Here is a 14851-nt window from a genome sequence, read left to right on the forward strand (position 1 = left end):
AGGTTTGAAGTTCGAGGTTGGCTGGCGCGGGAATGGGCTGGTGCCAGTCAACTTCAGACTTCCAACCTCAGACTTCCAACCGAATACCGAATACCCAACCTACAGGCAACCCCATGAAATCTACTCGTTCCATTATTTTGGGTTTACTCCTTTTTACGGCCTGCCAACGCGGTAATGATGGCACCACACCGGCTTACAAGGAGTTGACCGAAGCCGTTTATGCCTCGGGCAACGTATATCCCCGCAATGAATATACCGTTACGGCCGATGCTACTGGCGTGTTGCAGCAGCGTTTGGTGAACGAAGGCGACTCTATCCACCGCAATCAATTGCTGTTTGTGCTGGAAAGCGCCACGGAAGATGCTCGCCAACAAGCTGCCGCCAACGCCTACCGACAGGCGCGAGCCAATCTGGGAGCTAACTCGCCCGTACTGGCCGAACTCGAAGCGCAGCTACGGAACGCCCGTACCCGACTCAGTAATGATTCGATCAATTACAATCGATTCCGTGAACTCTACCGACAAAATGCCACCTCGCGGGCCGAACTGGAACGGGCTGAGCTGAACTACACCCTGTCGCGTAATAACTTCCGTGCTCAGTTGAACACGCTGCAACGCAACCGCAACCAAATTCAGCTCGATGTTGCCAACAACCGAAGTCAACTGGTTAGCTCGGAGGTAGCCGGTCGTAACACCCGCATTCGGAGTTTCGTGGATGGCAAAGTCTATGAGGTATATAAAGATCCCGGCGAGGTGATCAAAGTGGGCGAGCAATTAGCGCTGGTGGGCAGTGGCAGTCAACTCTATGCGCAATTAGCTGTCGATGAAAGCGATTTCGGGCGGATGCGTGTTGGGCAGGAAGTTGTTCTGAAGGCCGACGTGTATCCCGACAAGGTGTTCAAAGCCCGCGTCAGTAAAATTTACCCGAAGCTGAACCGAACGGATCAATCCTTCCGGGTAGATGCTGAGTTCGTGGGCGAACGTCCTGCATCCTACTATGGCCTGACGGTAGAAGCCAACATCATTATCAGCCAGAATAAACACGTGCTTACCATCCCCAAATCCTACGTCATCGGCACCGATAGCGTTTGGGTGGAGCAGGATGGTAAAAAACAGAAAATCAAATTCCAGAAAGGTGCCGAAAACTTCGACCTGGTCGAGGTGAAAGGCGGGCTGAATGAAAAGTCAATTGTTGTGAGTGTAGAGTAAGGTTTAAACACAGAGAAAACGGAGGAAAATACAGAGCACACAGAAGCTCTTTTCTATCTCCGTTGTCTCCGTGAACCCTCCGTTATCTCTGTGTTTAAGAAAATTTATGAACCTTCATATCGCTTCCCAGATTGCCCAGACGCACTTGCTGGCCAAGAAACGCCAGACGCTCGTTGCCATGCTTGGCGTAACGTTTGGGATTGCCATGTTCATTACCATGATCTCGTTTATGCAGGGCGTGAATCAGTTTCTGGAAGATTCGGCCCTGGATGCCAGTCCACACATTCGGCTATACAATGAAGTGAACACGCAGCGACCGGGTCTGATCGAGCAACTCAACCCCGGCAACTTCAATGTCATCTATCATCAGAAACCCAAAGACGAACAGGCCCGGATCAAGAACGGAATGGCCATTGCCGAACGCATTGAGCGGGAGCCGGGCGTACTCGGCGTATCGCCACAGGTAGCGACACAGGCCTTCTACAACAACGGCCCTATTCAGCTGTCGGGAACGATTTCGGGCGTGGACATCGATCGTGAAAACAGGCTTTACAAACTAAACACGCGCCTAAAATCGGGTAGCCTGAGTACGTTAAAAACCAACCCCGACGGCCTGATTATGGGCAACGTCCTCGCCCGAAAGCTCAACGTTCGGGTGGGCGATAAAGTGACGGTAACTACGCCCAAAGGTGGCATTCGCGTGCTTCGGGTCGTGGGCACATTCGGATTTGGGGTTGGTACCGTGGATAACACCAAGAGCTACGGGAACCTCTCGACCGTGCAGGAAATGCTTCAGAAAGACCCGAGTTACATTACGGATATCCATATCAAAATGGTTGACCCGTTGCAGGCCATTCCGTTCGGAAAGAAGCTCCGGGCGATGTACGGCTATTATACCGAAGACTGGGCCACGGCCAATACGGCGATTCTGGCGGGTGAAAAAATCCGGAATATGCTCACCTATGTGGTGTCAATTACCCTGCTGGTAGTAGCCGGATTCGGAATTTACAACATCATGAATATGACCGTGATCAACAAAATCAAGGACATCGCCATCCTGAAAGCAACAGGTTTCGACGCCCGCGACATCATTGCGATCTTCCTGCTGCAAGCCGTATTTATCGGTTTCACAGGCGGGTTATTGGGCTTAGGCATCGGCTTCGGTTTGAGTTATCTGCTGTCCATTACCCCGTTCGACGCGGGCGACTTTCTGAGCCTTAAAACCTTCCCGGTCATTTTTGCCGCCAAGTATTACATTATGGGCCTTCTGTTTGGTGTGATCACCACCATTCTGGCAGGCTTTTTCCCCTCCCGAAAAGCCGCCCAGGTAGACCCAGTGGCTATTTTGAGAGGATAAATACTGATGTATGATATATGATGTATTGCGGTATAACGCTACCTCATCGACTCCACATTATACATCCTACATTATACATCATATATTTATGAACCCTGTCCTTTCCTCCCAGCACCTTAACAAATACTTCTACGACCCGGAGAAATTTCAGGTGTTGAAGGATATTACGTTCGATGTGCAGAAAGGTGAATTTCTGTCTATAGTCGGCAAGTCGGGTTGCGGAAAATCCACGTTGCTGTACTTGCTGTCGACGATGGATACCGAGTATGAAGGGCAGATTGAGATGGCAGGTACGAAACTAACCGGTCGCAGTCAGGATTATCTGGCGCGTTTTCGAAATGAGCATCTGGGTTTCGTCTTCCAGTTCCACTTTTTACTACCCGAATTTTCTGCCTTACAGAATGTGATGCTGCCGGGTTTGAAGCTAGGAAAATACCCCGAAAAAGAAGTGGAAGAACGGGCGATGGAGAAACTTCGGATCATCGGCATGGCCGATTTTGCCCGAAAACCAGCCAGTAAATTATCGGGCGGGCAACAACAACGGGTGGCAATTGCCCGCGCCCTCATCAACGATCCAACCATCATCATGGGCGATGAACCAACGGGAAATTTAGATCGGGCCAATACCGAGAACGTCTTCGAAATTTTTCGTGATCTTGCCGGAAAAGGCCAAACCATAATTGCCGTTACCCACGACCCCGATTTTGCCGCCGGAACCGACCGCGTTATCGAAATGTCGGACGGCATGATTATTTCCAGCCATGAAAATAAAGTTTAACAAATACGTCGAAGCCCTGCTCCTATGGGTTGCCTTAGGAGGCCTTGTTGTTCGGCAATGGCTAGTTCCGACTATTACCTGGCAGCTTCAGGCAGTACTGTTTGTGGTGTCGTTTATCATGCTAAACCTGGTTTGGTCCTTTCATTTTCTGTTCAATGAGTGGCTAAATAAACGCTTACCCTTTGAGACCAATACCCGCTGGCGCATTGTGGTTCAGGTGTTAGGAGGCTGGACGATTGTGAAGACGATATCGCTAACCGCTGGCTATTTTATTTCGACTCGCTTCTTCCCGCCAGTTTTATCCCAGATGAATAAGTTTACATTTATCATTGTTGGGATGATGATCTTTCTGGTCAATACAGTTATCTGTTTAGGGTTTATGGCCAACCATTTGCTGAAACGCTGGCAGGAAAATGCGGTACGGACGGCGCAACTGGAAAAGGAAAAAGTGCAGGTACAACTGGACAGCCTGAAAAACCAGATCAGCCCGCATTTTCTGTTTAATAGCCTGTCGTCGCTGGATAGCCTGATCGATGATAACCCGGTACTGGCACGTCAATTTTTGCAGCAACTATCGAAAGTCTTTCGGTATGTACTGCAACATAAAGACAAGGCGTTAGTGCCGCTCGAAACTGAACTGGCGTTCATCAAAAATTACATTTCCCTACTGCACACCCGCTTTGACGGTGCGTTTATTGTCAATTGCAACATGGAGGAAGCCGCTCTGGGTCAGCAAATTGTACCCGTTACACTACAAATCTTAATCGAGAATGCCATAAAGCATAACGTCGTGAATGAGGCCCGCCCGTTAACGGTTACAATCAGCACGCACGATGGCTATATTGAGGTATCGAACCCGATTCAGCAAAAACGGCAGGTAGGTACGTCGAATGGACAGGGGCTGGAAAATCTGAAACTCTTGTACAGTTATCTGGGGCCAAACCCGGTTGAGGTTGATGAAAAGGAAGGCATTTTTGGGGTACGAATCCCCTTACTGTCTGTACAATAAATAGGTTTACAGTATTCGGTTTACGGTGGGCTGACGCAACAAAAGGCTGACGCGCCAGCCCACCGTAAACCGAATACCGTAAACCGAATACTGTAAGCCGTAAACCTGTATGACCATTCTCCTCATTGAAGATGAACCGCTTATTGCCCGGCAACTCCTGAAGTTAGTTCGGCAGTTGGAACCAGGCGCTACTATCGAGGGCCCGCTGGCTAGCGTACAGGGGATTTGTGATTATTTCACTACTATCCGTTCATCAGGTAAGCCCTTTCCCGACCTCGTCATTTCGGATATCCAGCTTTCGGATGGTGTAAGCTTTGAGGCTTTTCGGCAGATCAATCTGAACATTCCCATCATTTTCACTACGGCCTACGACGAATATGCTATTCGGGCGTTCAAGCTCAACAGCCTCGATTACCTGCTCAAGCCCATTGATCCAGAAGAACTTAAAGCAGCTCTAACCAAATTCCATCGCTGGTCGGCAAATGGAATTGTTGGCTTTGACGATCAGTTCAGGCATTTCCTGAGTCAGCTTACCGAACAATCGCCTGTACCCCACTATAAACGCCGGTTTTCAGGGCATCACCTCCGTCAAATCATTTCGGTGCCCCAAGAACAGGTAGCCTACTTCCTGCGAAACGAGCTGATTTACCTGTTTACAAACGAAGGCAAAAAGCTAATCACCGATTACAAAACGCTCGATGAACTAGAGGAATTGGTTGATCCGGCCCGTTTCTTTCGAGCCAATCGCCAGTGCTTAGTCAGTCTCGATGCCGTATCGGGATACAGACCGCATGAAAGTCAGAAACTCATTGTCGTCCTTAAAAATCCGAACGACAAGCTTGAACTAGTAGTCAGCAAGGAGAAATCGGGCGCTTTCCGGCACTGGATTGAGGGATGAACGAACTGGGTACTAGTGCATATCTTAATTTTTGTTAATCTATTCAAAAGAAACGTTGACATTACTCTGATTTGTCAGTAACTATACGCCTAGTTCACCTTACCCTATCTAACCGTATAGTTATGCACACGCCCCTTTTCCCTACCACAGGGATTCAGGCCAGTTGGCACCGCATGGTTGCGCTGGCCGCTCTGTTGCTCGTTGGTAACAGTTCCCTTACTCCCGCACAAACGACTCCAACAGGGGTTGCCTTACCCGAAGGCATCACCAAAGTCGCATCCGTCGAAGGTATCACGGAGTATCAGCTTAAAAGCAGTGACACAAAAAACAGGATGAGCGGTCGTATGAATAACCGCTCATCCTGTTTTTTGGCAAATCCCTATAAAACCTCTTGATTGCTTTTTTTTTTATTCTTATCTATACAAGATTAGTTTTTTCAGTACCCCAACTAACTGTTTCTTATGCAAAATAAACTTACCCGGACTGGATGGTCCCCGACTGGAGGGTCCCCGACTGGAGGGTTCCGACCTGGCTTTGCCCGAGCGAGCGCACTAGCCGCTACGTTGCTGGTCGGGAGTCTAACGTTCTCCCCTGCGCAGGACAAGGCGGCAACCGTTACTATACCCGAAGGGATTACCAAGGGCGCGTCTGTAGAAGGCATTACGGAGTACAATCTCAAGAACGGCCTTAAAGTATTGCTCTTCCCGGACCAATCGAAACCAACCGTAACCGTCAATATCACCTATCTGGTGGGTTCAAGACACGAAGGACTGGGTGAAACGGGTATGGCCCACTTGCTGGAGCACATGGTGTTTAAAGGCTCCACCAAACACACCAACATTCCCCAGGAATTAACCTCGCACGGAGCACGCCCTAACGGATCAACCTGGCTCGACCGTACCAACTACTTCGAGACCTTTGCCGCTACGGATGAAAACCTGAAGTGGGCGCTTGACCTCGAAGCCGACCGGATGGTCAATAGCTTCATCAAGAAAAGCGACCTGGAAACCGAGTTTTCGGTCGTTCGGAACGAGTTCGAAATGCGCGAAAACTCACCACAAAATGTCCTGAATGAACGCGTTGTCTCGTCGGCGTATTTGTGGCATAACTACGGCAAATCGACCATTGGCAACCGCTCCGATCTGGAAAAAGTCCCCATCCAGAACCTTCAGGAGTTTTACAAAAAATACTACCAACCCGACAATGCAGTGTTGGTCGTTGCCGGAAAAATCGATGAATCGAAAGTACTGTCCCTGATCAATGAATACTTCGCTGGCATTCCACGGCCAACGCGGGTGTTACAGCCAACCTATAGTGTTGAGCCAATCCAGGATGGCGAACGGAATGTAACGCTCCGGCGCGTGGGCGACACGAAAGTTGTTTCGGCACTGTATCATATCATGCCAAGCTCGCACCCCGATTACCCGGCAATGGACGTGTTAACCGATTTGTTGACCGATGAACCAAGCGGACGCCTGTACAAATCGCTGATCGAAACCAAAAAAGCCTCACAGGAGTACGGTTATTCGTTCATGACGAAAGATCCCGGCTATGTTTATTTCGCGGCTGAGTTATTAAAAGAAAAATCGCTGGACGATGCTAAAGCTACTTTGCTCGGCACCCTTGACTCAGTAACGGTGAAACCACCGACCAAAGATGAGGTTGAACGTGCCAAAGCAAAACTGCTGAAAGATGTTGAACTGAGCTTTAAAGATGTTGAACGCTTAGGCCGTACCCTCAGTGAGTACATTGCTACCGGCGACTGGCGGCTTGGTTTTCTCTACCGCGATGCCCTTGAAAAAGTAACCCCTGCTGATGTGCAACGGGTAGCCAAATACTATTTCAAACCATCGAACCGCACCATTGGCGAATTCATTCCTGAAGCCGCACCCGACCGCGTTGAAACGCCGGAAGCCCCCAGCATGGAATCTCTGGTGAAAAACTATAAAGGTCGCGCTGTGATTGCCAGTGGTGAAGCCTTCGACCCATCGCCTGCCAATATTGATGGCCGTACCCGTCGGATTGAGCAGCCTAATAGCATTGAGCTAGCTTTATTGCCCAAAACAACCCGCGGCAACGAAGTAAACGCTCGCCTGACCATTCGTTACGGTGACCAGAAGAGCCTGATGAATAAGAGCGCTATCTCGGTATTTACGGCTTCGATGCTCGACCGGGGAACGACAACCCGCAGTCGTCAGCAAATTAAAGACGAGTTCGATAAACTCAAGGCACAGGTTGGTGTATTTGGTGGTGGCAATCAAGTGAACGTGACCATCAAAACGAACAAGGAAAACCTGCCAGCTGTATTGCGCGTTGTGGGCGATATGCTCAAACATCCGGCGTTTGATGCCAATGAGTTCGAAAAACTGAAGCAGGAACAACTGGCGCAGATCGAGTCGCAGCGGTCGGAGCCCCAAAGCCTTGCGTTCACGGCTTTCCAACGCCAGATGAATCCCTATCCGAAAGAAGATGTGCGGTATACCTCAACACCCGATGAAGATGTTGCGGATGTTAAAGCCCTCAAACTCGACGATCTGAAGCAGTTCCATAAGGATTTTTATGGTGCTCAGAACGCAACCATGTCTATTGTCGGTGATTTTGAGGAAACGCCCGTTCGGAAAGTCATTACCGATGAGTTTGGTACCTGGAAAGCCAAGAAACCGTTCAGCCGGTTAGTATCAGCCTACAACGATATCAAGGCGACACCTCAATCCCTCGAAGCACCCGACAAGGCCAACGCCTTTATGGTAGCGGGTGTAAACATCCCCCTGCGCGACGATGATCCTGATTATCCAGCTTTGGTATTGGGTAACTATATGCTCGGTGGTGGCTTCCTGAATTCACGTCTGGCCGTTCGTATCCGTCAGAAAGAGGGTATCAGCTACGGTGTTGGTTCGCAATTACAGGCTAACCCCTGGGATAAAACGGGGATGTTCATGACCTACGCCATCTACAATCCCGAAAACGCGGAACGCCTGGAAAAAGCCTTCCGGGAGGAAATGGAGAAAGTGGTGAAAGAAGGATTTACCGCCGACGAGCTTAAAGCTGCCCGCTCGGGTCTGTTACAATCGCGGATGGTAGGTCGGGCGCAGGACCCCGGTTTAGCAACGACGCTCAATAACTACCTGTACCTGAACCGGACGATGAACTGGGATGCCGATTTCGAGAAGAAACTGGAAAGTGTAACCCCTGAGCAAATCAATGCGGCCATGAAAAAGCACATCGATCCGGCCAAAATTTCAATCATCCGCGCCGGTGATTTTGCCAAAGCCGCCAAGAAAGCCGCCGATAAGCAACCCGCTTCGACGGTGAGTGGCGGAGCGAAAAACTAACAATTGTCTGAACCGGGATTACACTGATTAAAGGATTTGCAGGATTTTGTTTCCAGCGGAAACGACTAACAAAATCCGATTCATCCACAAATCAGCTAAATCCCGGTTCTTTTTTTGGTAGTTTAACTATAAATATCGTTATTCACCTAAAAATAACGTTGTGCTATGAAAAGGTCTCTATTGTTGTTCGTATTTGGGTTGATGGCGCTATCGGGAGTGGCGCAGGTAACGATTCGTCCAATGACCGACAGTCTGGTCAATTACAAAACGCTCCGCAAAAACTACCCCCCTGCGGTTGGCCCCCGCGAACAGGCAACTCTACGCGATCTGACCTTCCAGAAACTTACAGAGGATTACTGGAGCGATTTCCGGCGCTTTCTAAAAAAGAGAAACTTTCGACCTGATAGCTCCATTATCTGGAATACGGAAGTATTTTTCAAAGCCGATGGCCATGCCGATTGGCTGCTTTATCAATACCAGCGGAATAATAAACGGTTAGCACCCGAGAAGGAGGAAACGTTGATCGCTCTGCTGACGGAGTACCTGAACCAGCATCCGTTGCCGGTTTCATCAACGCTTGTCTGGTCGCCATTTCGGTTGGGTAGCGGCTTGTTTATTCTCGGTCCTGCCTCCCGAACAACCCCGAAAGGACCGGGTGTTATTGGCACGCTTGCTGCGGCCAGTCAGACAACACGCCCCGATACCGTGAAAACAATTGCCTTTTCCGGGCTTGAACTCGAACAAGTACCGGAGGTTATTTACCGGTTTACGAATGTGGAAGAAATTAACCTGGGGCACAATTACTTAACGGCATTGCCCGCCCGCTTAACGGCTCTTCCTAAGTTGAAACGCCTTAATCTGATGTCGAACCGACTTCAGGAAGATAGTGTGTTTTTCACTCGAAATAAGGTCGTAAAATCCATAAACCTACAACGAAATTCCTTAACAGACGTACCCGCTTCCGTTCGCCAAAATCGTCGGTTGGAGAGTCTGTGGTTGGGCAACAACGACTTAGCCAACCTGACGATCAAACCCTTACGCTCGCTGCATCGGCTCAATGATGTAAACTTATACAATGTGGGGTTAAGCCAACTACCTAAGGATATCGGGCGGTTAAAGCATGTGAAGGTGATGGATTTGTACTATAACAAATTCACTGAGTTACCTCGTCAGCTGGGTCGTATGAAGCGGCTTGAGCAGTTGGCCATTGCGCATAACAACCTGAAGGAAATACCCGCATCTTTGGCAAAATTACGTCGGCTGCAGGTGTTGTTCGCCCATCATAATCATATCAGCCAATTACCCACAAAATTCCAACGGCTTCAACACCTCCACGTACTCGACCTCGGCTACAACGAGTTAATCGTCGCACCGAATGTACTGGGAGCCCTACCAGAGTTGGAAGAGCTTTCGCTGAATAACAACAACCTTCAGGAGTTTCCGTCTGTTTTACTATCGATCAAAAATCTCAAGCGGGTGTATATGGGCAGCAATCCGCTCTGGGGCCGGGAAGCCATGACCAGCCCTTATGCCTCCCAAATCAAGCAACTGGAGGCCAACAATACACAAGTGACGTATTAAGTAGGTAGTCCTATTAACCACCCATCGCAAAACGGTCACGCATCAGTTAGGTAGTGTAACTAGTTTCAGCGATGTACTGCCAGCCACTGGTAGTGAAGCGGTGTACGTCAACTGGCGATTATTTTTCCAGTCGAGCCGGTTTACGAAATAAAAAATTTCCGTTGCCCCCGTTAACTGCCGGAGTTTTTCGGTTTGACGTTCATACAGCCAAATGGCGGTGTAACCCGAGCGGTTACTGATGAATGCCAGCCGGGTGCCATCGGGAGAGAAGGCGGGTTGTCTGTCCTGCCAGTCCGATTTCAGGATGGTGTGCAGATTCCCCCCGCCCGTCGGGATTCTCAGCAGTTCGGTTCCCACTTTTCCTTGTTGGGGCACTTCCTGTGAAACAACGACGGACTGGCCATCAGGCAACCAGTCCAATTGATCGGTTCGCAACTGGTTGGGGCCAGCGGGTGGGGTGTAGAGTTGTGTGCTAGAAGCTTCGGCCATTTTACGCAGCCAAACGCCCGTACCGCTTCCCAAATCGAAGGCTATAAAGGCGATTGACTGGCTATCGTTAGCCCATTCCAGGGAATAAATCGCTTGTTTGGTTTCCAATGACCGGGTAGCACCTGATTCCAGGTTTTTAACAACTAGTTGCGTTGAATACCCTGTGTTCGGATTAACGTTGGACAGGTAAGCAATAGACCGCCCATCGGGTGAGAGAAGCGCATTGTAGCCTTCCTGTTTTAGTGTGCGGATTGTGCCATCGGGAGACTGAATTACCCAGTTATCAGTCCAATTGGAATAAAGCAGCGTTGAACCGCCCCAACTACCAAATGTAATTGTTGGTGTGCCGGTGGGGAATAGTAAATCCGTAGTACCCAACGTCCCGACAGTAGTGGTAACGATAGGCGATTGGCTGCCTGTCAGCGTAGGGTGTATTGCTTTTATTTGTGCGTAAAGGGTTTTTCCCTCCGGCTGATTCGTTAGTACGTAATTCTGCACGGTACCATCGACGGTTGCTACTTTTTGCAGCGAATTCCCATTGGTTTCCGATACGTAAATCTCGTACTGGGATGGCGTCATAGGTACCGGGCCCGGGTACATGCCTTCCTCAAAAAAATATTGTGGTCCCCAGTTTAATGATAGGCCATTCGACCTGGGTTCTGCCAGAAGAAATAGTGGTTTAATGTACCCATCAGGTGCCACCTCTTTCCGCTGACAAGCCGTTCCGATCAGGACCACCAACCAAAAAGCTAGAACTCGTTTCATAAAGCTCGGGGAAATGAATTGATTACGACCCTATAGAGTGTAATCTAACGCAAACGGTTGTAACGGGCGAACTAAACTAATCGGCATCGCCCGCTAATTTCCTAAACTACCCGTACTCGAAAACCCACCCGTACTCTTTAAATGGTTTTTAAGCGTAGCAAACTGATCATGCATCGCTTGCGGTTTCGTAACAAAGAGGTGAATATAGTCGAACGTGCGGCAAAACCGGCTCATCCAGTAACTTGCTTGGGAGTCAAGTTTATCACTTCGTTTCTATTTTGACAACGAAAGCCTTTAATTCGACAATCTTGTCGTCATGAAAACGCCAGATATCACAGTATTCGTAATGAGTCTCTTGTCCGTCTTTGTCCTTCATGGTTAGGTAGCCAAGCACCGTAAGGAAATCATCTTCAGCGATTAAGGTAACAACCGTATTCGTAGGCGGCTCCACATATTCTGTTGCCATCCATTGACGAACGGCTTCTTTCCCTTTGAGGATCTTATCACCTACAAACGTCCATTCTGTATCGTCAGTGCAGAACGACAGGAACCCTTCGTTATCACCGGCAGCGATTGCCGCGTTGCCCTTTTCTAAGATTGCCTTATTTTTTTCTGCTGCCATTGTCTTGTGTTTACCTGGTAAACTACATAAGACAGTACCCGTTTTTTTTTACGAGCTGGCGGTCAAATCTATGGTCTCAAATCACCTCCGGGGCTTGCGGATTATCACCAGGACATTGGTTTGCCAATAGTGACGGAGCGACGAACGTGCTCCTAGTGGCAAGTGATCAAAAAACTCGTTTTTTACGCTTGTTTTGTTCAGACGTACTAGATAGCCTTGTCGAAACGTACGATTTGTCATACGAACGGCGACATTCACTCACTTTATGCTTTAGCGGGGCACCCAACACTCATGAGGGCTGATGGTGACTGTAGGGAGACTTTACACCCTCATAGGTGCTGGGCTGCACACACTCCGCATTCTCACCAAGTCGGCTGCTGGATTTAAACGGCATATAGCCGCTACACACCCCTTACCAAGTACCCTATAAGACACTCTCGCTAATGGAGCAATAAGACAATGGAAGTAGCAATTAATGAACTGGAAGGTACGGTACTTGGATTGTATACGCCTATGAAGAAAGAAGAATACGAACGTATCAGGGCGAATGTTGGTGAAGTGTTTAGGCAGTAAGAATGTGAGTACAATTTACTTACATTATAATATGTAATATTTATATTATAACAATTAGGTTTTTACATAGTAATGTGTGAATTTTGCAGCCGTTCTTAGCATTTAAGGTAGATTTTTAGCTGATTTTGCCTTATCGCAGAGTCTAGTACTATAAATATGTTTACCCCAAATCCATATAAAAGATACCAACCTGGAATGTCATTAATTGACTTATTCCCAGCAAGGCACGATGGGTTGTGTGCTTGTGGGTGCAATGAACAGTTAGGGCAAAGGAAGAAAAGGTGGGCTACGGCTACTTGTCAAGAAAAGGCAGTAACCCTTTTTTTTATTGTGAAAGGAGATACCAAGGCTATACGGAATGCGGTTTATAGGCGCGATGGTGGTATATGCGCTTGTTGCAAAAAAAAGACTGACGCGTGGCAGGCTGACCATATTTTACCGGTGTGTAAAGGGGGCGGATATTGTGATTTAGACAATCTACAAACCCTGTGCAGCGATTGCCATAAAAAGAAGGATCACTATACCTTATCCCACCACAAGGCATATTCTTCGCAAGCTGCCTGAACATCAGTACGCTTTCTTTTGTAGGATTTTGGCGCGCTTTCGGTTTTATGGGAAAAAATATCAATGCACAACGTAAACTCAACCGGAGCTATCTCATCTTCAGCCCTTATAATTTCTTCTACAAATTGGTGTAAAATTGTCGCGACAGTTTTTCTAGCATCTTCATTCAGGGTCGCCTTAATAATATGGAATTTTATTGCACCAACGATACTCTTTCCTTTATGTGTCCCTCGGAAAATTATATCAGGATTAACGCTTACATCAACGCCTGCTATGTCTATTTTGCCATTGCCCACAAACTGTGAAATATCAAAGTTTGCAATACTAGGAAAAGTAATATTATTGTAACAATCAAGGGATTCTATTGACGAAGACTTATCGTTTGCTTGAAAATCACTTGTTGTTTGTTTAGCAGTTAAACTCTCTCTTGCATTGGTAATTATTGATGCATCAAACTTTGAGACGACAAAATCTATATACGCTTGCCTCGCTTCTGTATATCTAGCAACAATAAAGTTGTCTGGATTTTTCTGATTTTGAACAATGCTCTTTCTGCGTGTTGGGCTTGCAGTAACATACTCTCCAAGCTTGTTAACTGAAATTCTAGGCTTTGACATTAGTATTATTTTATTGAATGGTGCGAATACTGGGTGTCACTTACTTTTTCTTCTTATTTAAAAGCTTATTGGCACTTTTAAGCTGCTTGTTTACTTCGTTTAATTTACGTTCTACTGGTAGATTTTCAGGATACACTCCTGTATTGTTCTTAACAACCTTCCTGATGTCCTCTCCCACATTTTTGTGAATTCTATTTGCTTCAAAAGCCCTATTTGTCCCTCTTTTTTTTAATTGCTCTTCCGTTAAGGCAATTCTTAATGCGTTAGCAGAAAGCTCAATTCGCCCCATATATTCATAAAGACTATCAGGAACTCCCTTGACTTTGCATAGTTTTTTCATGCCCATGTTATACATGCCTATGTATCCATGATCTTGAAATATAGCAAATTCAGTACTTGTAACTACTCCTGCTGCCTTTGCGGCAGCAGCTAGGGACTTATTGCCTGCTATTACTTCACTGCGAGTGACTAATCGTTCAACATCATTTGCCCCTTCCAATATTAAGCTTACCTGCTCAACGGTTTTTGCAAAGAAAGCTTGCGCCCCTGCAATTTGTGGCTTTTTGGTATCGCCATTCATGGCGATCATATAGCAAGCAAACCGGGTTAACCTATAGTCTACTGCCGACCGATCACCAATCTGTCGGGTAGTTTTCATGAAGTTGTCATGAGAATCTATTTTAGCTGTCAAACAAGCCTGCATTGCTCGATTTATCACATTAGCAAAGGAGGTCATGTTTGGATAGCCCAGCATGACCATATAATCAGAAGCCCACCAAGTTGTAGACTCATCACCCTCTCCAAATTGATCAAAATTAGAGCTAACAGTTTGAATATCAGTCATATTTCCTGCATTTGCGCTTACAGTAAATATACTTATTTTATCTATCATATTCACATTATTTTTATCAAATATAAGGATAGATATTGGGCAAATTAAGCTCGTGCTTCCCCTTTATTACTTAAGCCCGCGTTGTCGAAAAAAAACCTGCATTAGGCACAGAAAAGCTAACAAGGTGGCATACTTACCCGGCTTGCTGCTGGATTTAGCCCGCAAA

Annotated in this window: 13 protein-coding genes; 9 read left to right on the top strand and 4 right to left on the bottom strand. The window is 47.5% G+C overall.

The window, feature by feature from the left end; genetic code table 11:
* Positions 1–113 precede the first annotated feature (113 nt).
* From ACYVGO_RS27090 to ACYVGO_RS27125, 8 genes are all read left to right on the top strand, one after another.
* The gene (locus ACYVGO_RS27090; protein WP_460971946.1) at positions 114–1208 is read left to right on the top strand and encodes an efflux RND transporter periplasmic adaptor subunit; all 1095 of its coding nucleotides are present in this window, start codon (positions 114–116) and stop codon (positions 1206–1208) included.
* 106 nt (positions 1209–1314) lie between these two features.
* Entirely contained in the window at positions 1315–2565 is a 1251-nt protein-coding gene (locus ACYVGO_RS27095; RefSeq protein ID WP_142772806.1) for an ABC transporter permease, read from the top strand.
* 88 nt (positions 2566–2653) lie between these two features.
* Positions 2654–3343 (top strand): ABC transporter ATP-binding protein, encoded by a 690-nt coding sequence (locus ACYVGO_RS27100; RefSeq protein ID WP_460971947.1) that lies wholly within the window; start codon positions 2654–2656, stop codon positions 3341–3343.
* The gene (locus tag ACYVGO_RS27105; protein WP_460971948.1) at positions 3327–4352 is read left to right on the top strand and encodes a sensor histidine kinase; all 1026 of its coding nucleotides are present in this window, start codon (positions 3327–3329) and stop codon (positions 4350–4352) included. The genes ACYVGO_RS27100 and ACYVGO_RS27105 overlap by 17 nt, the downstream gene beginning before the upstream one ends.
* 109 nt (positions 4353–4461) lie before the next feature.
* A complete protein-coding gene (locus tag ACYVGO_RS27110) occupies positions 4462–5250 on the top strand; it encodes a LytR/AlgR family response regulator transcription factor (RefSeq protein WP_460971949.1) in 789 nt (262 codons plus the stop codon).
* 122 nt (positions 5251–5372) lie between these two features.
* On the top strand, positions 5373–5645 hold the full coding sequence (locus tag ACYVGO_RS27115) for a hypothetical protein (RefSeq protein ID WP_460971950.1): 273 nt from the start codon (positions 5373–5375) through the stop codon (positions 5643–5645).
* A gap of 66 nt (positions 5646–5711) precedes the next feature.
* Entirely contained in the window at positions 5712–8582 is a 2871-nt protein-coding gene (locus tag ACYVGO_RS27120) for a M16 family metallopeptidase (protein WP_460971951.1), read from the top strand.
* 165 nt (positions 8583–8747) lie between these two features.
* Positions 8748–10163 (top strand): leucine-rich repeat domain-containing protein, encoded by a 1416-nt coding sequence (locus ACYVGO_RS27125; RefSeq protein WP_460971952.1) that lies wholly within the window; start codon positions 8748–8750, stop codon positions 10161–10163.
* A 42-nt stretch (positions 10164–10205) separates the two neighbouring features.
* On the opposite strand, the gene ACYVGO_RS27130 is transcribed toward ACYVGO_RS27125, so the two are convergent.
* Together ACYVGO_RS27130 and ACYVGO_RS27135 are read right to left on the bottom strand one after the other, a co-directional pair.
* Positions 10206–11417 carry a TolB family protein gene (locus ACYVGO_RS27130; protein WP_460971954.1) on the bottom strand — a complete coding sequence of 404 codons (1212 nt, stop codon included), beginning with the start codon at positions 11415–11417 and terminating at the stop codon, positions 10206–10208.
* Between the two features lie 262 nt (positions 11418–11679).
* Entirely contained in the window at positions 11680–12039 is a 360-nt protein-coding gene (locus ACYVGO_RS27135; RefSeq protein ID WP_460971955.1) for a nuclear transport factor 2 family protein, read from the bottom strand.
* Positions 12040–12807: 768 nt separating this feature from the next.
* Between ACYVGO_RS27135 and ACYVGO_RS27140 the strand changes: the two genes are divergently transcribed.
* On the top strand, positions 12808–13176 hold the full coding sequence (locus tag ACYVGO_RS27140) for an HNH endonuclease (protein WP_460971956.1): 369 nt from the start codon (positions 12808–12810) through the stop codon (positions 13174–13176).
* Here the strand turns inward: ACYVGO_RS27140 and ACYVGO_RS27145 are convergent.
* Positions 13131–13793 carry a hypothetical protein gene (locus ACYVGO_RS27145; protein ID WP_460971957.1) on the bottom strand — a complete coding sequence of 221 codons (663 nt, stop codon included), beginning with the start codon at positions 13791–13793 and terminating at the stop codon, positions 13131–13133. The two genes, ACYVGO_RS27140 and ACYVGO_RS27145, sit on opposite strands and share 46 nt — an antisense overlap.
* Before the next feature lie 40 nt (positions 13794–13833).
* Positions 13834–14685 carry a hypothetical protein gene (locus tag ACYVGO_RS27150; protein ID WP_460971958.1) on the bottom strand — a complete coding sequence of 284 codons (852 nt, stop codon included), beginning with the start codon at positions 14683–14685 and terminating at the stop codon, positions 13834–13836.
* Between the last annotated feature and the right edge of the window lie 166 nt (positions 14686–14851).

This window comes from Spirosoma migulaei (genome assembly GCF_054776855.1).